Origin of the sequence: Loktanella sp. IMCC34160, assembly GCF_004145845.1 — a bacterium.
Lineage (GTDB): Bacteria > Pseudomonadota > Alphaproteobacteria > Rhodobacterales > Rhodobacteraceae > SELP01.
Genome location: NZ_SELP01000001.1, coordinates 662,920 through 682,638, shown reverse-complemented (window position 1 = coordinate 682,638; position 19,719 = coordinate 662,920). Strand labels below are relative to the sequence as shown.

General features: G+C 64.1%; 21 protein-coding genes and 2 tRNA genes. 16 read left to right on the top strand and 7 right to left on the bottom strand.

The window, feature by feature from the left end:
• Positions 1-71: 71 nt before the first annotated feature.
• The 7 genes from EU803_RS03350 to EU803_RS03320 all read left to right on the top strand — a co-directional run bounded on the left by EU803_RS03350 (position 72) and on the right by EU803_RS03320 (position 7,356).
• Positions 72-2,528 (top strand): FAD-dependent oxidoreductase, encoded by a 2,457-nt coding sequence (locus EU803_RS03350; protein ID WP_129679725.1) that lies wholly within the window; start codon positions 72-74, stop codon positions 2,526-2,528.
• Positions 2,525-3,607: an alcohol dehydrogenase family protein gene (locus tag EU803_RS03345; RefSeq protein ID WP_165352762.1), complete on the top strand. Its 1,083-nt coding sequence runs from the start codon at positions 2,525-2,527 to the stop codon at positions 3,605-3,607. Before EU803_RS03350 ends, EU803_RS03345 begins: the two co-directional genes overlap by 4 nt.
• The gene (locus tag EU803_RS03340) at positions 3,604-4,710 is read left to right on the top strand and encodes an enolase C-terminal domain-like protein (protein WP_129679723.1); all 1,107 of its coding nucleotides are present in this window, start codon (positions 3,604-3,606) and stop codon (positions 4,708-4,710) included. The genes EU803_RS03345 and EU803_RS03340 overlap by 4 nt, the downstream gene beginning before the upstream one ends.
• Positions 4,707-5,810, top strand: coding sequence for an enolase C-terminal domain-like protein (locus EU803_RS03335; protein ID WP_129679721.1), 1,104 nt, complete (start codon positions 4,707-4,709; stop codon positions 5,808-5,810). Before EU803_RS03340 ends, EU803_RS03335 begins: the two co-directional genes overlap by 4 nt.
• A 5-nt stretch (positions 5,811-5,815) precedes the next feature.
• Entirely contained in the window at positions 5,816-7,090 is a 1,275-nt protein-coding gene (locus EU803_RS03330) for an aminotransferase class III-fold pyridoxal phosphate-dependent enzyme (protein WP_129679719.1), read from the top strand.
• A gap of 94 nt (positions 7,091-7,184) precedes the next feature.
• Positions 7,185-7,259: transfer RNA gene (locus EU803_RS03325), tRNA-Gly, on the top strand.
• Between the two features lie 22 nt (positions 7,260-7,281).
• Positions 7,282-7,356 (top strand) — tRNA-Gly (locus EU803_RS03320).
• Positions 7,357-7,449: 93 nt separating this feature from the next.
• On the opposite strand, the gene EU803_RS03315 is transcribed toward EU803_RS03320, so the two are convergent.
• The 3 genes from EU803_RS03315 to EU803_RS03305 all read right to left on the bottom strand — a co-directional run bounded on the left by EU803_RS03315 (position 7,450) and on the right by EU803_RS03305 (position 9,128).
• A complete protein-coding gene (locus EU803_RS03315) occupies positions 7,450-8,178 on the bottom strand; it encodes a class I SAM-dependent methyltransferase (RefSeq protein WP_129679717.1) in 729 nt (242 codons plus the stop codon).
• Positions 8,179-8,208: 30 nt separating this feature from the next.
• Positions 8,209-8,448: an Lrp/AsnC ligand binding domain-containing protein gene (locus EU803_RS03310; protein WP_129679715.1), complete on the bottom strand. Its 240-nt coding sequence runs from the start codon at positions 8,446-8,448 to the stop codon at positions 8,209-8,211.
• A 68-nt stretch (positions 8,449-8,516) separates the two neighbouring features.
• Positions 8,517-9,128 carry a hypothetical protein gene (locus EU803_RS03305; protein WP_129679713.1) on the bottom strand — a complete coding sequence of 204 codons (612 nt, stop codon included), beginning with the start codon at positions 9,126-9,128 and terminating at the stop codon, positions 8,517-8,519.
• A gap of 172 nt (positions 9,129-9,300) precedes the next feature.
• Between EU803_RS03305 and hisB the strand changes: the two genes are divergently transcribed.
• The 4 genes from hisB to EU803_RS03285 are packed head-to-tail and all read left to right on the top strand — an operon-like array spanning position 9,301 to position 11,764.
• Positions 9,301-9,888 carry an imidazoleglycerol-phosphate dehydratase HisB gene (gene hisB / locus EU803_RS03300; protein WP_129679711.1) on the top strand — a complete coding sequence of 196 codons (588 nt, stop codon included), beginning with the start codon at positions 9,301-9,303 and terminating at the stop codon, positions 9,886-9,888.
• Between the two features lie 54 nt (positions 9,889-9,942).
• Positions 9,943-10,425 carry a GFA family protein gene (locus EU803_RS03295; RefSeq protein WP_129679709.1) on the top strand — a complete coding sequence of 161 codons (483 nt, stop codon included), beginning with the start codon at positions 9,943-9,945 and terminating at the stop codon, positions 10,423-10,425.
• Positions 10,426-10,451: 26 nt separating this feature from the next.
• Positions 10,452-11,090 (top strand): imidazole glycerol phosphate synthase subunit HisH, encoded by a 639-nt coding sequence (gene hisH / locus EU803_RS03290; RefSeq protein ID WP_129679707.1) that lies wholly within the window; start codon positions 10,452-10,454, stop codon positions 11,088-11,090.
• Positions 11,087-11,764: an ATP-binding protein gene (locus EU803_RS03285; protein WP_129679705.1), complete on the top strand. Its 678-nt coding sequence runs from the start codon at positions 11,087-11,089 to the stop codon at positions 11,762-11,764. The genes hisH and EU803_RS03285 overlap by 4 nt, the downstream gene beginning before the upstream one ends.
• Before the next feature lie 71 nt (positions 11,765-11,835).
• Here the strand turns inward: EU803_RS03285 and EU803_RS03280 are convergent, their stop codons facing one another.
• Positions 11,836-12,222, bottom strand: coding sequence for a DUF2147 domain-containing protein (locus tag EU803_RS03280; RefSeq protein WP_129679703.1), 387 nt, complete (start codon positions 12,220-12,222; stop codon positions 11,836-11,838).
• A gap of 143 nt (positions 12,223-12,365) precedes the next feature.
• Here EU803_RS03280 and hisA point away from each other — a divergent pair, with 143 nt between their 5' ends.
• From hisA to EU803_RS03265, 3 genes are read left to right on the top strand one after another with little or no spacing between them, the layout of a single operon-like run.
• Positions 12,366-13,085: a 1-(5-phosphoribosyl)-5-[(5-phosphoribosylamino)methylideneamino]imidazole-4-carboxamide isomerase gene (gene hisA, locus EU803_RS03275; protein ID WP_129679701.1), complete on the top strand. Its 720-nt coding sequence runs from the start codon at positions 12,366-12,368 to the stop codon at positions 13,083-13,085.
• 3 nt (positions 13,086-13,088) lie between these two features.
• Entirely contained in the window at positions 13,089-13,850 is a 762-nt protein-coding gene (gene hisF, locus EU803_RS03270; RefSeq protein WP_129679699.1) for an imidazole glycerol phosphate synthase subunit HisF, read from the top strand.
• Positions 13,847-14,155, top strand: coding sequence for a phosphoribosyl-ATP diphosphatase (locus tag EU803_RS03265; RefSeq protein WP_129679697.1), 309 nt, complete (start codon positions 13,847-13,849; stop codon positions 14,153-14,155). The genes hisF and EU803_RS03265 overlap by 4 nt, the downstream gene beginning before the upstream one ends.
• Before the next feature lie 194 nt (positions 14,156-14,349).
• On the opposite strand, the gene EU803_RS03260 is transcribed toward EU803_RS03265, so the two are convergent.
• Together EU803_RS03260 and EU803_RS03255 are read right to left on the bottom strand one after the other, a co-directional pair.
• Positions 14,350-14,769 carry a CoA-binding protein gene (locus EU803_RS03260; RefSeq protein WP_129679695.1) on the bottom strand — a complete coding sequence of 140 codons (420 nt, stop codon included), beginning with the start codon at positions 14,767-14,769 and terminating at the stop codon, positions 14,350-14,352.
• Between the two features lie 192 nt (positions 14,770-14,961).
• Positions 14,962-15,408, bottom strand: coding sequence for a YHS domain-containing (seleno)protein (locus EU803_RS03255; protein WP_129679692.1), 447 nt, complete (start codon positions 15,406-15,408; stop codon positions 14,962-14,964).
• Positions 15,409-15,671: 263 nt separating this feature from the next.
• On the opposite strand from EU803_RS03255, the gene EU803_RS03250 reads away from it, so the two are divergent.
• On the top strand, positions 15,672-16,118 hold the full coding sequence (locus EU803_RS03250) for a DUF6389 family protein (RefSeq protein WP_129679690.1): 447 nt from the start codon (positions 15,672-15,674) through the stop codon (positions 16,116-16,118).
• Between the two features lie 247 nt (positions 16,119-16,365).
• Here EU803_RS03250 and EU803_RS03245 read toward each other — a convergent pair whose 3' ends face one another.
• Positions 16,366-17,844 (bottom strand): 2-isopropylmalate synthase, encoded by a 1,479-nt coding sequence (locus EU803_RS03245; RefSeq protein ID WP_129679688.1) that lies wholly within the window; start codon positions 17,842-17,844, stop codon positions 16,366-16,368.
• A gap of 179 nt (positions 17,845-18,023) precedes the next feature.
• On the opposite strand from EU803_RS03245, the gene EU803_RS03240 reads away from it, so the two are divergent.
• On the top strand, positions 18,024-19,691 hold the full coding sequence (locus EU803_RS03240; protein WP_129679686.1) for an NAD+ synthase: 1,668 nt from the start codon (positions 18,024-18,026) through the stop codon (positions 19,689-19,691).
• Positions 19,692-19,719 lie beyond the last annotated feature (28 nt).

Here is a 19,719-nt window from a genome sequence, read left to right as displayed (position 1 = left end):
TGACGATGGTATATTTGTCCGATTAGCCTGTCGAGCAGAAATTGCGAGTCTCACATCGGAAAGCGAGCCCCATGTCCTCTTCCTCCCTGCCCTCCCATGCCCGCGTCGTCATTGTCGGTGGCGGCGTTATGGGGGTTGGCCTTGCCTATCACCTTGGCCACGAAGGCTGGGGCGCGGATACCGTCCTGCTGGAAAAGGCCGAACTGACCAGCGGGTCCACCTGGCACGCGGCCGGGCAGATCACCCATTCGACCAGCTCCTACAGCCTTGGCAAATGCGTGGACTACAACATCGGCCTCTACTCGGGCGGGCTGGAGGCCGAGACCGGGCAGCCGGTCACGTGGCATGGCTGCGGGTCTTTCCGCCTTGCCTATACAGAGGACGAGATGGACTGGCTGCGGCACACGCTGTCGGTGGGCCGGAGCCTTGGGTTCAACATAGACCTGGTCGGGCCGGAAAAGATCGCTGAACTGCACCCTTTCTATAACCTTGAGGGGGTTCTGGGCGCGCTGCACACCCCCGACGATGGTCATGTCGATCCGACCAACGTGACCATGGCGATGGCCGCGGGCGCACGGGCCAAGGGAGTGAAGATCATCCGCCGCTGCCTGGCCACGAACATCACCCAGGCCGACAGTGGCGAATGGGTGGTCGAGACGGATCAGGGCACGATCACCTGCGAACATGTGGTCAACGCGGGCGGCACCTATGCCCGGCAGATGGGAGAATGGTCAGGGCTGCAACTGCCCATGACCTCGATGACGCACCATTATTTCGTGACCGAACCGGTGCCGGAATTCGAAGCGCTGGACCGCGAACTGCCGGTGATCCGCGACGACCGCAAGGTGTCGGGCTATATCCGGATGGAACAGAAACGCGGGCTGATCGGCATCTATGAAAAGGAAAACCCGAATTCCGTCTGGCACGACGAATGCCCGTGGGACTATGAAAACTGGCTGTTCGACGCGGATTACGACCGGGTCATGCCCTGGCTGGAGGAAAGCCTGAACCGGATGCCGATCTTTGCCGATCTGGGCATTCAGCGCGAGGTGCACGGCGCGATTTCGCACCCGCCGGACGGCAACCCGCTGATCGGCCCGGCGCCGGGGGTGCGGAACTACTGGTGCTGCTGCGGGACCCAGATCGGGATTGGCTGGGGGCCGGGGCTGACACGCGAACTGGCCCGCTGGATGGTGCATGGGGCCGCCGACATCTCGATGCGGGACTATGACCCGCGCCGCTTCGGCAATTACGCGACCAAGGATTGGCAGGTCGTGAAGGCGCATGAGGATTACTGCCTGCGCCACGAGATTCCCTTCCCGCATTTCAACCGGCTGGCAGGCCGCCCGGTGAAACCCTCGCCGCTCTATGACCGGCTGAAGGAAAAGGGCGCGGTCTATGAAGAGGTCTATGGCCACGAACGGCCCCGCTGGTTCGCGCGGGACGGGATCGAACAGCGCGACTACTACGGGTTCACCCGCACCCCGGTGCATGACGTGGTTGGCGCCGAATGCCGCGCCGTGCGCGATCGCGTGGGCATCATGGATATCTCGGCCTTCACCAAGGTCGAGGTTTCGGGCCCCGACGCCGAAGCGCTGCTTGACCGGCTGGTCGCCAATCGGCTGCCGCAAAGGACCGGCGGGATCGCCCTGACCCATATGCTGAACCGCGCGGGACGGATCGAGTTGGAAACCACTGTCGTGAAGCTGTCCGAGGGGCGCTATTACCTTGTCTGCGCGGCCTTCTTCGAACAGCGGCTGCTGGACCACCTTGCCCAGAACCGCGCGGACGAGGAGGTGACGATCAACTGCCTGTCCACCGATTGGGCGGCGATCGCGCTGAACGGGCCACGGGCGCGCGACGTGCTGGCGGCCTGCACCGATGCGGACCTGTCGAACGCCGGTTTCCGCTGGCTGACCGCGCAGGAAATCACCGTCGCGGGCGTAAAGCTCTGGGCGTTCCGCATGTCCTATGCAGGCGAATTGGGATGGGAATTGCACATCCCGCGCGACGGGGCGCTGGCCGTCTATGACGCGCTTTGGGCAGCGGGCGTGGATCATGGCATCGCCGACTACGGCAGCTTCGCCATGAACAGCCTGCGGATGGAAAAGGCGTTCAAGGGCGCGGGCGAACTGACCAACGAGGTGACATTGGCCGAGGCCGATGTGCTGCGCTTTACCCGGACCGACAAGGCGTATCTTGGTAAGGACAGGACACTGGACCCGACCCTGCGCTGGGTCTGCGCCTATCTCGAGATCGACCCGGACGGGGTGCATGATGGGCACGGCGGCGAACCGGTGCTGATCGACGGCAAGGTCGTGGGCTCCACCGCCTCGGTCGCCTATGGGCATACGGTCGGCAAGATCCTGGCCTTTGCCTATGTCAAACCCGCCGCCAACCAGCCGGGACAAGAGGTCGATCTGATCATCGCGGGCCAGCCGCGCAAGGGCCGTATCCTTGGGGCGCCTGCCCATGATCCCCAAAGCCTTCTGCCCCGAACCGACGCAATCATGGAGCCAGCCGAATGACACTTCCGAAAACGATGCGCGCGATGGTCACGATGGGCCATGGCGATATGGACCAGATGGTGATGCGCGACGACTGGCCCCGGCCCGATCCCGCGCCGGGAGAGGTGCTGATCCGGGTCGGCGCCTGCGGGCTGAACAACACCGACGTGAACACGCGGTCCGGCTGGTATTCCAAGGCCGTGACCGAGGCCACCACCGGCGGCGCCTTCGCCGCCCTGAACGACGACGACCCGGCCTGGGGCGGATCGCCGATCGCGTTCCCGCGCATTCAGGGCGCCGATGTCTGCGGCCGGATCGTGGCCGTGGGCGACGGGGTGGACGCGGGCCGGATCGGGGAAAGGGTAATCACCGACAACTGGCTGCGCGACCCGGCGGACCCGACGAACAAGAACAAGACCGGCTATTTCGGGTCGGAACGGGATGGCGGCTTTGCCGAGTACACGACGATCCCGGCACGCAATGCCATCGCCATCCGGTCCGATCTGTCGGACGCGGAACTGGCGACGTTTTCCTGTTCCTATTCCACCGCAGAGGGGATGCTGACCCGCGCCAAAGTGACGGCGGAGGATACCGTTCTGGTGCCCGGCGCCTCGGGCGGGGTCGGTGGCGCGCTGGTCCAACTGGCGAAGCGGCGCGGCGCACGGGTGATTGCGCTGGCCTCTGAATCCAAACACGCCGACGTGGCGGCGCAGGGCGCGGACCGGGTGTTGCCCCGCGCGCCGGACAACCTGCGTGCAGCACTTGGTGACGACCGGATCACCGTGGTCGCCGATGTGGTCGGCGGCCCCTATTGGCCAACCCTGATCGACATTCTGGAACGCGGCGGGCGTTACACCTGTTCCGGCGCGATTGCCGGGCCGATGGTCAGCCTTGACCTGCGGACGCTTTACCTGCGCGACCTGACCTTTACCGGATCGACCGTGATCGACCCGGAGGTGATGGCAAACCTTGTGACCTACATCGAATCCGGGGCAATCCGCCCGGCGCTGGCGGCCACCTATCCGCTGGACCAGCTGCACGCGGCGCAGACAGCTTTTATCGCCAAACAACACACCGGCAATATCGTGGTGACCCCATGAAGATCACCGCGATCACCGTCTACCACGTCGATCTGCCGCTGGAGCATCCCTATTGGCTGTCCGGCGGGCGGCTGAAGTTCGAATGCCTTGATGCCACGCTGGTGAAGCTTGAGACCGACGCCGGGATCACCGGTTGGGGCGAGGGCACGCCGTGGGGGCATACCTATGTGCCCGCGCACGGCCCCGGCATCCGGGCGGGCATCGAAACCATGGCCCCGTTCCTCCTTGGCCTCGACCCGCGCAAGGTGCTGGAGGTCGAACGGGTGATGGACCTGTCCCTGCCCGGCCATCTTTACGCCAAGTCGCCCATCGACATGGCCTGCTGGGACATCGCCGGGCAGGCGGCGGGCCAGCCGATTGCCGACCTGATGGGCGGGGGCAGCCGCACACCGCGGCCCATCGCATCGTCCGTCGGGGCAAAGACCGTGGAAGAAACCCGCGCTGTGATGGACCGCTATCGCCAGCGCGGATACGTGGCCCATTCGGTCAAGATCGGCGGCGATGTGGAACGCGATATCGCCCGCATCCGCGACGTGGAATCGATCCGCAAACCCGGCGAGATCGTCCTTTATGACGTGAACCGGGGCTGGACCCGGCAGCAGGCGCTGCGGGTCATGCGGGCGACCGAAGACCTTCAGGTCATGTTCGAACAGCCCTGCGAAACGCTGGACGATATCGCCGCGATCCGGCCGCTGCATTCCGCCCCGGTCAGCGTGGACGAAAGCCTTGTCACCCTTCAGGACGCCGCCCGGATCGCCCGCGACGGTCTGGCCGAGGTGTTCGGGATCAAGCTGAACCGCGTCGGCGGGCTGACCAAGGCGGCGCGGATGCGCGACATCGCCCTTGCCCATGGGATCGACATGTTCGTCATGGCCACCGGCGGGTCCGTGCTGGCCGATTGCGAGGCGCTGCATCTTGCCGCAACCATCCCCGATGAAAATTGCCACGCGGTCTGGGCCTGTCAGGACATGCTGACCGTCGACATCGCGGGCGGGCGCGGCCCCCGGAACATCGACGGCCACCTGCACTTGCCCGAGGCGCCGGGCCTTGGAGTTCACCCGGATGAAGGGGCGCTTGGCGATCCTGTTGGAGTCTACCAATGAAGATCACCAGACTGACCCTGTGGCACCTGCCCCTGACCAGCCACGAGGCCTATTACATGGCCGATGGCAAGACCTGCGACACCGTTGAAACGGCCGTGATCGCGGCTGAAACGGACGCCGGCCTGACCGGCTGGGGAGAGGTCTGCCCGATCCCCCATTACCTGCCGGCCTATGCGCGCGGCGTGGCCCCTGCCCTGCGCGAACTGGCCCCGGTGATCCTTGGGGCCGACCCGGTTGGGCCAGAGGCGCTGATGGCGAAGGTGAACGACTGGCTGCCCGGCCACCGCTATGCCAAATCGGCGCTGGACATCGCGCTGTGGGACATCACCGGCAAGGTGGCGGGCCTGCCGCTGTTCGCGCTTCTGGGCGGGCGGCGGACGGCGGATATGCCGCTTTACCATTCCATCACCTGTATCGCGCCGGAGGAGATGGCCCGCATCGCCCGCGACGCGCAGGAGCAGGGGATCACCCAGTTTCAGGTGAAGCTGGGCGCCGACGCGAATTGGGAAACCGACGTGGCCCGCCTGCGGCTGGTGCGCGAGGCAGTGGGCGCGGGGCCCTTGGTCTATGGGGACTGGAACTGCGGCGCGACCTCGCTTGATGCGATCCGGGTCGGACGGGCTGCGGCATCCTTTGACGTGATGCTGGAACAGCCCTGTGCCACGATCGAGGATTGCGCCCGGGTCAAAGCCGCCACCAACCTGCCGATGAAACTGGACGAAAACGCCCATGACACCGCCAGCCTGCTGCACGGGCATCGGGCCGGGGTGATGGACGCGGTGGCGCTGAAACTGTCGAAATTCGGCGGGCTGTCGGCCATGCGGGCGGCGCGCGACCTGTGCCTACATCTTGGCCCGAAAATGTGCATCGAAGACACTTGGGGATCGGACATCGCCACCGCCGCCTTGTCCCATCTGGGCGCGGCGACAGACCCGCGCCGGGTGCTGAACGTCTGCGACCTGTCGGGTTATGTGTCCCCGCGTATCGCCGATAACGGGCCAATGCGCCAAGCCGGGCGGCTGGCCCCGCCGGACGGCCCCGGCCTTGGCATCACCCCCGACCGTGACCGGCTTGGCCAGCCTGATCTGATTCTGGAGTAGCCCCGATGAACCGTATTCACAGCCAGTCCGACTGGACTGCCCGCGCCCGCGCCGTCCTGCCCGGCGGCGGTTTCGGCAATTTCGACCCCGGTATCGTGATCCGCGACGGTCAAGGCGCCCGCGTCCGCGACGAGGACGGCAACGACTATGTCGATTACCTGATCGGGTCCGGCCCAATGCTGCTGGGCCACGGCCACCCCGAGGTGCTGGAAGCGGTATTCGACCAACTGCCCAAAGGGATGACCTTTTTCGCCAACAATGCCGCCGGCATCGACCTGGCCGAGGAGATCTGCCGCGCCGTGCTCTGCGCCGAGCAGATCCGCTATGTCTCGTCCGGGGGCGAGGCGGACATGTATGCCATGCGGCTGGCCCGCGCCTTCACCGGCCGCGACAAGATCGTGAAGTTCGAAGGCGGCTACCACGGGATGAGCGCCGAGGCGCAAATGTCGCTGGCCCCCACCACGCGGGTGAACTTTCCGCAAGCCGTGCCGGATAGCGCCGGGATCCCCGCCTCGGTCGCGGCCGAGATGCTGATCGCGCCCTTCAACGACTTCGACTACATCCGGTCCCTTCTCGCCGAATGGGGGGATCAGGTGGCGGCGATCATCGTCGAACCGCTGCAACGGATCATCCCGCCCCTGCCCGGTTTCCTGCAGCTGTTGCGGGACGAGGCGGATAAATACGGCATCGTCCTGATCTTCGACGAGGTGGTGACCGGGTTCCGCTTTGACTATGGCGGGGCGCAGACCCTTTACGGGGTGACCCCGGATATCGCCACGCTGGGCAAGATCATCGGCGGCGGCTTCCCCTTGGCGGCGATCGCGGGGCGGGCAGACATCATGGCCCATTTCGACAAATCCGCTGTGGGCGCGGACCGCTGGCTGATGCAGCTGGGCACGCTTTCGGGCAATCCGGTGGCGGCAGTGGCCGGACTGAAGACGATGGAAATCCTGCGGCGCGACGGGCAATATGCCCGGCTGCGCGGGCTGGGCGAGAAGGTTCAGGGTATGGTGCGCGAGGCGCTCGATCCCACCGGCATCCCCTACCAGATCGTCGGCGATCCGACCCTGTTTGAGGTGGTGTTCACCGGCCAGCCGCCGCGCGACTACCGCGCGGTGCAGGCGGCGGACGCGGGGCGGGCAAAGGTCTGGAACGATGCGTTGCGGGCTGGCGGGATATTCAAGTCGCCGGGCAAGACCTATCCCTGTCTTGCCCTGTCCGACGCCGACCTTGACCAGACCCGCGCGGCCATGCGGGCGGCAGCGGCGCAATTGTCGTGATCCTGATGTTGGTCAGATCAGAAATCGCGGGGCGGGGCGCATTTTCCTCTTGCGCGTCCCGCGCGGTTTTCCTATCTGACGCGCACCAATCGGCGCGGGCGTAGCTCAGGGGTAGAGCATTACCTTGCCAAGGTAAGGGTCGTGAGTTCGAATCTCATCGCCCGCTCCAGATTGGACCGCCGAATGGCAGCGCGGGCGTAGCTCAGGGGTAGAGCATTACCTTGCCAAGGTAAGGGTCGTGAGTTCGAATCTCATCGCCCGCTCCATTCGGACCAAAACGCGGCGCCCCCCGGGGCGCCGTTTTTGTTTCCGCAACATGGGTGCGGCCACGCCCAATGATCCCTTTGATCCTAACGCGGCTACTCCGGCTTGAATCCGGCAACACTCGTTGCGCAGCCGAAAAAGTGGGTCTTGTACTCCACCTCCAGCCCAGCCTGCCGCAACGCATCTGCCATGTGGAGACAGTTGCCAAAATTGCGCGTGTAATCCCCAATCATGCTGAAATCATGCGCGCCGTTCAGAAAGAAGCGCTCCACCTGCGGCAGAACCCTATCAAGATAGAACCTGTATAGAGGCCGAAGCGCCCAACCCTTTGGATCGGAAGCTTCGATAAGGGAAAACCGCCCACCCGGTTTCAGGATGCGGGCAATTTGGGCAGCAAGCACAGCCTGTTGGTCCCTGTTGAACGTCTTGAGCCCAAAGGTCGAGACCACGAGATCGGCCTGTTCGCTCGGGAGATCGGTCTGCAAGGCGTCGGCTTCGAAATGCGATATCCGATCAGCATATTTTCCATGCAACTTCTGCAACGCTTCGAGGTGCATGCGGTGCGAGATGTCGATTGCCGTAATCTGGGCGAGGTCGGGAAAGCGACGCAGCAGGTGCGGCCATACCTCTCCGGTCCCCGCCATCAGATCGACGACGGCCGCGCCCGACGTCTTGGCCCCCCGAAGGCGTGCAACACACTGATGGCGCCAAATCGCGATGAAGCCAAAAGAGCTGATGGCGCTCCAACGCCGATAGTTTGAAGAACAACGATCGAACAGGTCGGCTACGAACTTCGGGTCGTAGATGTCTTTGGGGTGATCCAACGCGCACCTACTCTCGGAACCGGGGTTTTATCAGAACGCCTTGAACGTCAGCGTGGTCATGCTGCGTTCGATCTGGGGGATGTCGCCCAGTGCTTCGTTGATGAAATGCCCCACGTCCGCGTCGGCGGGGATGTAAAGCTTCATCAGCAGGTCCCATTCGCCGCTGGTCGAATAAAGCTCTGAATGGATTTCCTTGAGCGCGATGGCGTCGGCCACCGTGTAGGTGGTGCCGGGTTTGCAGCGGATCTGGACGAAAACGCAGGTGGTCATGGCGGCCTCTTTTCTTTGGCCGCCACCCTGCCCCATCGGCCGGGGCGCTGCAATCCCCGGCGCGCCGGTCAGGACAGGTGCAACCGCCGGTCCGGCATCGGGTCGCGGTTGGGCGGGGAAAGCGGCCCGGTGACCGCCGGGTCGGCTGGGTGCGCGGGTGTCCAGTCCTCCAGAAACGGGGCCGGTGCAGGCGCGGCGGGCAGGACGGGGGCCGCGACAGCGGGCGGAGGGCTGGCCACGCTGCGTGTGGTCCGGTTGGCCATCACCGCGGTCGCCGCCGCGACGAACCTTTGCCGGCGCCGGTGCGCCTGTTCCATATCCACCCCCGCGACGGCGGAAACCGCAAGCTGGGCCAGAAGGTCCGGCCCGGCCGCGCGGCCAACCATGCCGTAGAAACCGGGCAGTCGGGCGGAAAGATCGGCGAAATCCGGGCCCGAGGCCTCGCCCATGACCAGAACAGCGACCTGCCCGCCGCCCATCGCGGGCAGCATCGCGCGCAGCTTGTCCGCCATGCCCGGCCCGCTGGCCCCGGCGATCAGCAGGTCCACGGTGTCCGACGACAGGAAGGCCCGCGCGGTGGCGGCACTTTCGGCGCAGGACACGTTGAACCCCTTGTCCATCAGGATGGCAGCCTGCCGCACCATCGCGGTCGGGTCGGTATCGAAAATCAGTGCATGCATCGGATCGGTCCTTTCTGGCTCCGGTTTCCGACAGGTTTCACCGCATTCAGTTAAAACTTGCTGAAAGGGCACAGAGATTTCGAAACGCCCCGCCCCGGTGCCCTGCCCCTTTTCCCCGCGCCCGCTTCGGCCTATAGCCTGCCCAAGACGCGAAACGACGAGGGACAGGCCCATGCGCAGCGCCACGATCACCCGCAAGACCGCCGAGACCGAGATCTCGGTCGAGCTGAACCTTGACGGGACCGGCACCTATGACAACCAGACCGGGGTCGGTTTCTTCGACCACATGCTGGACCAGCTGTCCCGCCATTCGCTGATCGACATGACGATCCGGGCCAAGGGCGACCTGCACATCGACGACCACCACACGGTCGAGGACACGGGCATTGCCATCGGGCAGGCCCTGTCGAAGGCGCTTGGCGACAAGAAGGGCATCCGCCGCTACGGCGAATGTCACCTTGCCATGGATGACGCGCAGGTGCGGTGCGCGCTGGACCTGTCGGGCCGCCCCTACCTGATCTGCAATCTGGATCTGCCAACCCCGAAGATTGGCAGCTTCGACACCGAACTGGTGCGCGAATTCTTTCAGGCGCTGTCGACCCATGGCGGCATCACCCTGCATATCGACCGGTTGCACGGGTTCAACAGCCACCACATCGCCGAGGCCGCGTTCAAATCCGTGGCCCGCGCCCTGCGCATGGCCGTGGAGACCGATCCGCGCAAGGCGGATGCGATCCCGTCCACAAAGGGCGCGCTTTAGCACCCTAAACGTGCTAGTCTTCCCCCTTCTGGCCTTGGCCGAAGGGGGACTGACATGGACCACGAACAAGGTGGCTGCCTGTGCGGCAAGCTTCGCTACGAAGTGGAGACCGCGCCGCTTTGGGTGACCGTCTGCTTTTGCAGGTTCTGCCAGCGGGCAACGGGTGCGCAAGGACTGGTCGAACCGATCTTTGACACCTCTGCGTTCCGGTTCATCGCTGGCGAGCCGAAGGTCTACACGCATGTGTCCACTGGAAGCGGAGCGGACGTCTATGTCCACTTCTGCGGTGACTGCGGCACCAAGACCAACCTGACCTTCGCCCGCTGGCCCGATCGGCTGGGTGTCTATGCCGGCACCTTCGATGATCCCGGCTGGTTCGAATTCTCCCCCGACAACAGCAAATACATCTTTCTGGAAAGCGCCGTGCGCGGCACGTTGGTTCCGGCGGGTTACAAGACCTTTCAGGCGCATGCCGCAACCCCAGAGGGAACACCGATTGATCCTGTCATACTGGACGAGGTCCTGCACCTGAGATAGGGGAGGCGGGCAAACGGAGGTCAGTCTTGCTCACGGCTCTTATCGACTATGACAGCGGCAACCTGCATTCGGCGCAAAAGGCGCTGGAGCGGATGGCACGCGAGGTGGGCGGCGGCTCGGTCGTCGTGACCTCGGACGCCGATGTGGTGGCCCGCGCCGACCGGATCGTTCTGCCCGGCGACGGGGCCTTTCCGGCCTGTCATGCGGCACTCCACCGGTTCGACGGTCTGGCCGAGGCGATCCGCGAGGCGGTCGAGGTGCGGGCGGTGCCCTTCCTTGGCATCTGCGTAGGAATGCAGATGCTGGCAACCGTCGGCCATGAATATGAAGAAACCCCCGGTTTCGGCTGGATCCCCGGCGAGATCGTGAAGATCACCCCGGCTGACCCGACCCTGCCGGTGCCGCATATGGGCTGGAACGATCTTGTGATCGACCGGCCCCACCCGGTTCTGGACGGCATCGAAACCGGCGACCACGCCTATTTCGTGCACAGCTGGCACATGCAGGTCACGGACCCGGCCCAGCGGATCGCCCATGTGGATTATGCCGGGGACATCACCGCCATCGTCGGTCGAGACACCATCATCGGCACCCAGTTTCACCCCGAGAAAAGCCAGGCCGTCGGCCTGCGCCTGATCGGCAATTTCCTGACGTGGAGCCCATGACCAAACCCTGCGCTATTATCGGCTGGTCCTCCGGCAAGGATTGCGCCTATGCGCTGCACAAGGTCCGGCAGGAAGGCGAGATCGAGGTGGTCGCCATGCTGTCCACCACGAACGAGGCCTTCGACCGGGTCGCTATGCATGGCACCCGCAACGCGCTTCTCAGGGCGCAGGCCCGCGCCGCCGGTCTGCCGCTGATCGAGGTGCCCCTGCCCTTTCCCTGTTCCAACGAAGAATACGAGGCCCGGATGGAGGCCGCGATGGACAAGGTGAAGGCGCTGGACGTGACCCATATGGTCTTTGGCGACCTGTTCCTTGAGGACGTGCGGGATTACCGGATCAAGCAGCTGGCGCCGACCGGCATCACGCCGGTCTTCCCGGTCTGGGGCATTCCCACCGACCAATTGGCCCGGATGATCATCGCCGATGGGTTCGACGCGCGGATCGTCACCTGCGATCCGTCGAAAATGCCGCGCGATCTGTGCGGACGGCGCTATGACGAACGCTTTCTTGCCGATCTGCCCGAGGGCGTGGACCCCTGTGGCGAAAACGGAGAGTTCCATTCCGCCGTCGTGGCGGGGCCGATATTTTCCGCCCCGATCCCGGTCGAGACCGGCGAAACGGTCGAGCGGGATGGGTTCATCTATACGGATCTTATCCCGACCAACGCTGCGTAGCTGCAATCCACGCCCTGAAACAGGAAAGGCCCCGGCGCAAACCGGGGCCAATCAATAGCGATTGGCGAAGATTACTGAACCTTGGTCCAGGTCTGGCTCGCGCAGATCAGACCACCGGCCACGCAGCCGCGCAGGCGCACGGTGTTGCCTTCGATATCCATCTTGCCGATGTAGATCTTGTCGTTCGACGGACGCCAGACGCTGCCTTCGTAGTGGCCGTCCCCTTCCGCCACCATGTCGATCACGATCTGGCGGCCGATGTTCTCCGACTGATATTCGCCGTCCGAATTGAAGGTGCGGCTGATCACCCCGCAAAAGGCCGGGCCACAGGGGCTGACCGTGACAAGGGCATAGGAGCCGTCATCCACCTCGGTCTGCCAGATGCCTTCCAGCGGGTCAGCGGCCACAGCCCCGGCCAGCCCGACCGCTGCCACAAGACCAAGAACAAAACTCTTCATCAACGTATCCTCCCTGAACGTTGCCCGAACCCTGCCGCGACTTGGTGATTCCGGGCAAGACTGACGTTGGGTCGGGGGGATTTGTTGCAATCCGCCGCCGGGGATGCATAAGGGCGGCAAACCTACAGCGACGGAGCCGCCCGATGATCCTTTACCCCGCCATCGACCTGAAAGACGGGCAAGCCGTGCGGCTGGTGCACGGGGACATGGAGAAATCCACCGTCTTCAACGACGACCCGGCTGCGCAGGCCCGCGCCTTTGTCGAAGCGGGCTGTGAATGGCTGCACCTGGTGGACCTGAACGGCGCCTTCGCAGGCGAACCCGTCAACGCCGCCCCGGTCGAGGCGATCCTGCGCGACTGCAAGGTGCCTGCCCAGCTGGGCGGCGGCATCCGCGACATGGGCACGATCGAAAACTGGCTGTCCAAGGGGCTGCAGCGGGTGATCCTTGGCACCGTGGCCGTCGAAAACCCCGACCTCGTGCGCGAGGCCGCCCGCGCCTTCCCCGGCCATGTGGCCGTGGGGATCGACGCCCGCAACGGTAAGGTCGCGACCAAGGGCTGGGCCGAGGAAACCGACGTGATGGTCACCGATCTTGCCCGGTCGTTCGAGGACGCGGGCGTGGCTGCGATCATCTATACCGACATCCTGCGCGATGGCGCGATGAGCGGCCCGAACATCGACGCGACCGAGGCGCTGGCCCGCGCGGTCAGCATCCCGGTCATTGCCTCGGGCGGGGTGTCGTCGCTGGACGACCTTCTGCGGCTGAAAGACACCGGCGTGATTTCCGGTGCGATCTCGGGCCGGGCGCTGTATGACGGGGCGATTGACCTGACACAGGCGCTGACGGCGCTGAAAGGCTGACACATGCTCAAGACCCGCATCATTCCCTGCCTTGATGTCGCCGATGGGCGCGTGGTCAAAGGTGTCAATTTCGTCGATCTGATCGACGCGGGCGACCCGGTGGAGGCGGCCAAGGCCTATGACGCCGCGGGCGCGGACGAGTTGTGTTTCCTCGACATCCACGCGACCCATGAAAACCGGGGCACGATGTTCGATCTGGTGACCCGCACCGCCGAGGCCTGTTTCATCCCGCTGACCGTCGGCGGCGGCGTGCGGACACAGGAGGACGTGCGGGCCCTGCTGCTGGCCGGGGCCGACAAGGTGTCGTTCAATTCCGCTGCCGTGGCCAACCCCGATGTTCTGACCGAGGCCGCGCTGCGGTTCGGGTCGCAATGCATCGTCTGCGCCATCGACGCCAAGACGGTAGAGCCGGGCCGGTGGGAGATTTTCACCCACGGCGGGCGCAAGCCCACGGGGATCGACGTGGTCGAATTCGCCCGAACGGCGGCCGAAAAGGGAGCGGGGGAAATCCTGCTTACCTCGATGGACCGGGACGGGACCAAGGCCGGATTCAACCTGCCGCTGACGCGTGCCATATCCGATGCCGTGGATATTCCGGTGATCGCGTCGGGCGGGGTCGGCACGCTGGACCACCTTGTCGAAGGGGTGACGAAGGGCGGGGCCAGCGCGGTTCTTGCCGCCTCCATCTTCCACTTTGGCACCTACACCATCGGCGAAGCCAAGGCCCACATGGCCGCCGCCGGCCTGCCCATGAGGATGACGTGACCCTTCAAACACTCGCCGCCACGATCGAGGCCCGAAAGGGCGCGGACCCGGACAGCTCCTGGACAGCGAAGCTTCTGTCCAAGGGGCCGGAGAAATGCGCCGAGAAATTCGGGGAAGAGGCCGTCGAGGCGATCATCGAGGCGGTGAAGGGTGACCGGGACAAGCTGACCGCCGAGGCGGCGGATGCTCTCTATCACCTGCTGGTCATGTGCGCGGCCCGTGATGTGACCCTGGCCGATATCGAGGCTGAACTGGACCGGCGCACGGCACAATCGGGCATCGCCGAAAAGGCCGCTCGCCCGTAGAGGATGGTGGGTTGAAACCCACCTTACGTCAGGGGCTCTGCCCCTCTGGCCCTTTCGGGCCATTCACCCCGGAGTATTTGGGGCAAAATGAGAGTCCATTCTTCTTTGGGTTGGAAATATCCTCTGGGGCCACGAGTTTTCAGGATGGGGGGCGCAGCGCCCCCGGGTCAGGTGGGTCTTGACCCACCACCCCGTCAAAGGCCCAGCCGGGCGTATTCGATCTTTGGACAGCGGTTTTCGATCACCGTGGCCCCCGCCGCGCGTGCGCGGGCGGTGGCTTCTGCATGGGAAATGCCCAGTTGCAGCCAGAGGGTCTTCAACTCCGGCCAGCGCCCCAGCGCCGCCTCGACGATCTCGGGCACCGCGTCGGAGGCGCGGAACACATCGACCATGTCGACTTCTTCGGGGACCGAGGCGAGATCGGCGCGAACCACTTCGCCCAATTGCTCCTGCCCGGCCAGCCCCGGATTGACGGGGATCACCCGGTGCCCCCGGTCCTGCAGGAACCGGGCCACCTGATGCGAGGGCCGGTCCGCATTGGCCGAATAGCCGACCAGCGCGATCACCCGCGCCTCGGCCAGCACCCGCCGGATCATGTCATCTTGCGTTTCCATATCCGCCCTCTACACGGCCTTCGGACCAGAAAAAAGCGCCCGGTGGGGACCGGGCGCAAGTGTTGGAACGAGGGACAGTGAAATGACGCTGCGGATGTTCCAAATTCGCGCGTCTACCCCACGAAATAGGCAGCCAGCGGCGTCTTTAAAGAGCTTCTCAGCGAATTGTGAACAAAGCCCTAAGATCGGCAATCACCCGCCGATGACCCGTGGCCAATGATCGTCGGCCGCCGCGACATGGCCCGGAATGTCCTGCCGCCACAGCTCGCGCACCCCGGTCGAGAAGTTGAGGTAAAGCTTGCCCTCATGCACCGTCCAGGCCTCTGGCACGGTCGGGGCCATCGCCCCCTGCGCCATCGCATAGGCGCAATAGCCGCCGTATTGCGGGGCATAGGCGGAAGGGTCCATTTCAAAGGCCAACCGGTTCTCGGCGCTGGAAAACCGCCATTCCGCCCCACGCCAGACCAGCGCGAAACCGGCATCCCCATCGACCCGCGCAGATTGCCGGAAATAGGCGACAGGGTCGGTGCCGTGGATCGCGATACCATGGGTCGCGAAGACCTCGGGCGTGGCGGCGCGGACCGCGCGGGTAAAGGGCAGGCAAGCGGCGGAGAGGATCAGGGATCGGCGGGTCAGCATGGCAGGGTCCGTGGTTGGATGGATGCCCCTACAATGGCCCCAGCCGCCTCCCGCCGAAAGCCCCCTGACCAAAGCGTGATGACCCGTGCGCGAATGTTTCAGCAGGGTCTAGCGTTTGGCACCTAATAAGAAAAACTCGCTATTTTTGGTTCGGCCACGATGACCCAAAGGGGCGGAGAGGCAGCTTTGCGGGACGAAGCTGCCGTTGATCGGTCGTGAAACCATTGCCATCATTGGGCGAAACATTAGCAAGGACCTTCAACGTGAACGCCGCAAGCTACTCCGAGTCTCTTCTCCATATACTGCGCCAGCATACGGCGGATGCAGTTGCCCAAGTGCAGAAGATCAAGTCCTCCATGCCCCCCAAAGCTATGGGTATCGCGATTGGTGTTCACCCCAATCAAGAACCAGACGGTATGTTTGACATCTTGGTTCATCTTGAAGGTCCTGATTTACACTGCCTAAACAAGGCTATCGATGGCTATCGGTATTTGTTTAGTGTTAGCTTCGAGGACGGCAAACTTGCCCCCAACGTTCCGCTGTTTGATCCATTCAATACAGACTTCGAGGTCAATGATGTCATTGTGGACACGTCAATTGTCTGGCTCAAAGAGGTTTGGTCAATGCTCGAGGATGTCGACATCGCTGTACCTGTCACGGCCTTTGGTGCCGACGGCTACGGAACCAGAGCATGCGTAAAAATCAGGTAAGCTGTTTGGTCCGTCTGGGCCGATTGTGTTGAAAAACTCCACCACTTGAAAATCGATTCAAGATTTTGGAACATCCTCCCTTCCGGTCGGCTTTTGGCAAACTGTGATTGCGAAGCGACTCTTTCTCGGGAGGCAATTTCGGCAAAGTTCGTGCACTCGAGCAAACACCGACTTTTTCAACACAATGGGCTCACAGCCGCCATCTGACCGTTTCGGTCCAATCTGCTGTGCAGGTGTTCGACCGCGTTCACTGGTTGCCGCTTGTGTCCTCTTCAGTAGCATCTTCCGGGGTCGGGACGGCATCGGTCGCCTCTGGGGCGTCGGCCCCGGACACCAGCGCGCCCTCCTGCCATTCACCGCTGGCAACCTCGCCGCTGGCATAGCGCATGGTTCCGTCGCCCTGCCTGCGGCCCGCAACGAACATGCCTTCATAGATATCGCCGTTGGCATAGGTCGCCACCCCCAGGCCCGAAATCTCGCCGTTCTGCCACTGGCCTTCATAGGTGAAGCCGCCGGGCATGGTGATCTTGCCGGTGCCGTGCCGCTGCCCATCGAGGAACTGACCTTCGTAGACGGTCCCGTCGGCATAGGTGGCCACGCCCTGACCGTTGCGCTGCCCGTTGGCCCATTCCCCGGCATAGCTGTAGCCGTCGGCATAGGTCATCGTGCCCTGACCGTGGTTCTTGGCGTTCAGGAATTCGCCTTCGTAGACCAGCCCGTTGGCATAGGTCGCAATGCCGCGCCCGTTGATGACGCCGTTTTCCCATGACCCTTCATAGGTCGATCCGTCCGGATAGGTGATTTTGCCCTGCCCGTTGGCAAGGTCGTCGGCGAATTCGCCGGTGTAGACCGATCCGTCGGGATAGGTGACCTGCCCCTGCCCTTCGATCTTTCCGTCAGCCCAGCTGCCGACGTAGACATAGCCGTCCACGCCCCGGAACGTGCCCTGCCCGTGGCGTTTGTCATCCTGGAACCCGCCCTGATAGACATCGCCATTGGCATAGGTGACGGTGCCCGTCCCCTGACGCCGACCCTCAACCAGATCGCCTTCGTAAATATCGCCATTGGGCTGGACCAACCGGCCCTGCCCTTCGATCTGGCCGTTGACCCAGTTGCCCGCGTAGACCAGCCCGTCGGGCATGGTCAGTTCGCCCTGACCTTCGCGCTGATCGCGCGACATCTCGCCCACATAGACCGCACCATCGACATAGGTGACGGTGCCCGCGCCCTCTTTGACCCCGTTTTCCCATGTGCCCGTGTAGGCATAGCCGGTCGGGCTGGTCAGTGATCCGCTGCCGTGGTGCATCGCATTGCGGAATGTGCCTTCGTAGCGGACGCCATTGGCGTAAAGGGCCACGCCCTGCCCGGACATGTTCCCGTCGACCCATTCGCCCTCGTAGGTGCCGCCATCGGCAAAGGTGATCTTGCCCTGACCATGGGGTTTCCCGGCCTCGAACTGGCCCTCGTAGACGGACCCGTTGGGGAATCGCGCGGTGCCGTTGCCGCGAATCTCGCCTTCGAACCACTCGCCGGTGTATTCATAGCCGTTGGGCAGGCGGTAAGTGCCGATCCCATGCTGCTTTCCGTTCAGGAACGACCCTTCATAGACCCCGCCATCGTCATACTGCTTGGTCTGCACGTTTTGCGCCGCTGCAAACCCCGGCAGCCCCGCAGCAAGAAGAAGCGTCAGTCCGAAAACGCCCGAATGCGCCCGATTCAAAGCCATGTGTTTGGTCCCCACTGTCAGCCCGTCGGAGACTAATGGAGGAAACCCGCGCCGACAACGGTTTAGGGGGGATTCCCGCGCGAGGCCGGGTCGGGCACAGGCCGTGCAATGGCGCGATCCGGCTTTCCCCCGCCCCCTGATCTGCTAAACCCTGTGGCAGACCGCAAAAGAGGCCCGCCATGAGCGACACATTCCGCCTGACCCTTGGCCAGTTGAACGCAACCGTCGGCGACCTGTCCGGCAACGCCGCCAAGGCCCGCGCGGCATGGGAACAGGGCAAGGCGGCGGGCGCCGACCTTGTGGCCCTGCCCGAGATGTTCATCACCGGTTATTCCACGCAGGATCTGGTGATGAAACCGGCCTTCCATCAGGACGCCATGGCCGCGGTCGAGGCGCTGGCGGCCGACTGCGCGGACGGTCCGATGCTGGCCATCGGCGGGCCGTGGATGGAAGAGGGGCGGCTGTATAACGCCTATCTGATCTGCAAGGGCGGGCGGATCGTCGCCAAGCAGTACAAGCATTTCCTGCCCAACTACGATGTCTTCGACGAGGTCCGCCAGTTTCGGCGCGGCCCGATTTCGGGCCCCTATGACGTGGGCCCGCTGCGCATCGGCAGCCCGATCTGCGAAGATGCCTGGTATGTGGACGTGGCCGAGGGAATGGTCGAATCCGGGGCTGAGATGATCGTGGTCCCCAATGGGTCGCCCTATTACCGGGGCAAGTTCGACAAGCGGATCAATACGATGGTGTCGCGGGTCGTCGAAAACGATGTTCCGTTGGTCTACCTCAACCAGGTGGGCGGGCAGGACGATCAGGTGTTCGACGGCGGCAGCTTCATCCTAAACCGCGGCGGCAAGCTCGCCCTGCAATTACCGGTGTTTGACGAGGCGATCGCCCACGTCGATTTCCACAAGACAGAGGACGGGGGCTGGGAGGCGGAGGACGGCCCCAAGGCCACATATCCGCCGCTGGTCGAACAGGATTACCACGCGATGGTGCTGGCCCTGCGCGATTACCTGCGCAAGACCGGGTTCAAGAAGGTCCTGCTGGGCCTGTCGGGCGGCATCGACAGCGCGATCGTCGCCACCATCGCGGTCGATGCGCTTGGCGCGGAAAACGTGCGCTGCGTGATGCTGCCCTCCGAATACACCTCTCAGGCCTCGCTGGACGATGCCAAGGACGCGGCGACCCGGCTGGGCTGCCGATATGATTTTGTCCCGATCTCGGAGGGGCGCAAGGCGATCACCAATACCCTTGCCCCGTTGTTCGAAGGCACCAGCCCCGACATTACCGAGGAAAACATCCAGTCCCGCCTGCGCGGCCTGCTGTTGATGGCGCTGTCGAACAAGTTTGGGGAAATGCTGCTGACCACCGGCAACAAGTCCGAGGTCGCGGTCGGCTATGCCACGATCTATGGCGACATGGCGGGCGGCTACAACCCGATCAAGGATCTCTACAAGATGCGGGTGTTCGAAAGCTGCCGCTGGCGCAACGCCAATCACCGCGACTGGATGCTGGGGCCGGAGGGCGAGGTGATCCCGCCCAACATCATCGACAAGCCGCCCAGCGCCGAACTGCGCCCCGACCAGAAGGACGAGGACAGCCTGCCGCCCTACGAGGTGCTGGACGGTATACTTGAAATGCTGGTGGACGAGGATGCCAGCGTCGCCGACTGCGTCGCCGCCGGATATGACCGGGATGTGGTGAAACGAGTCGAACACCTGCTTTACATCGCGGAATACAAGCGGTTCCAGTCCGCCCCCGGTCCCCGCCTGTCGAAAAAGGCGTTCTGGCTGGACCGCCGCTATCCCATCGTCAACCGCTGGCGGGACAACAGCGGCGCCTGACCCCGCCGCCCTATCCCCAAAACGAAAC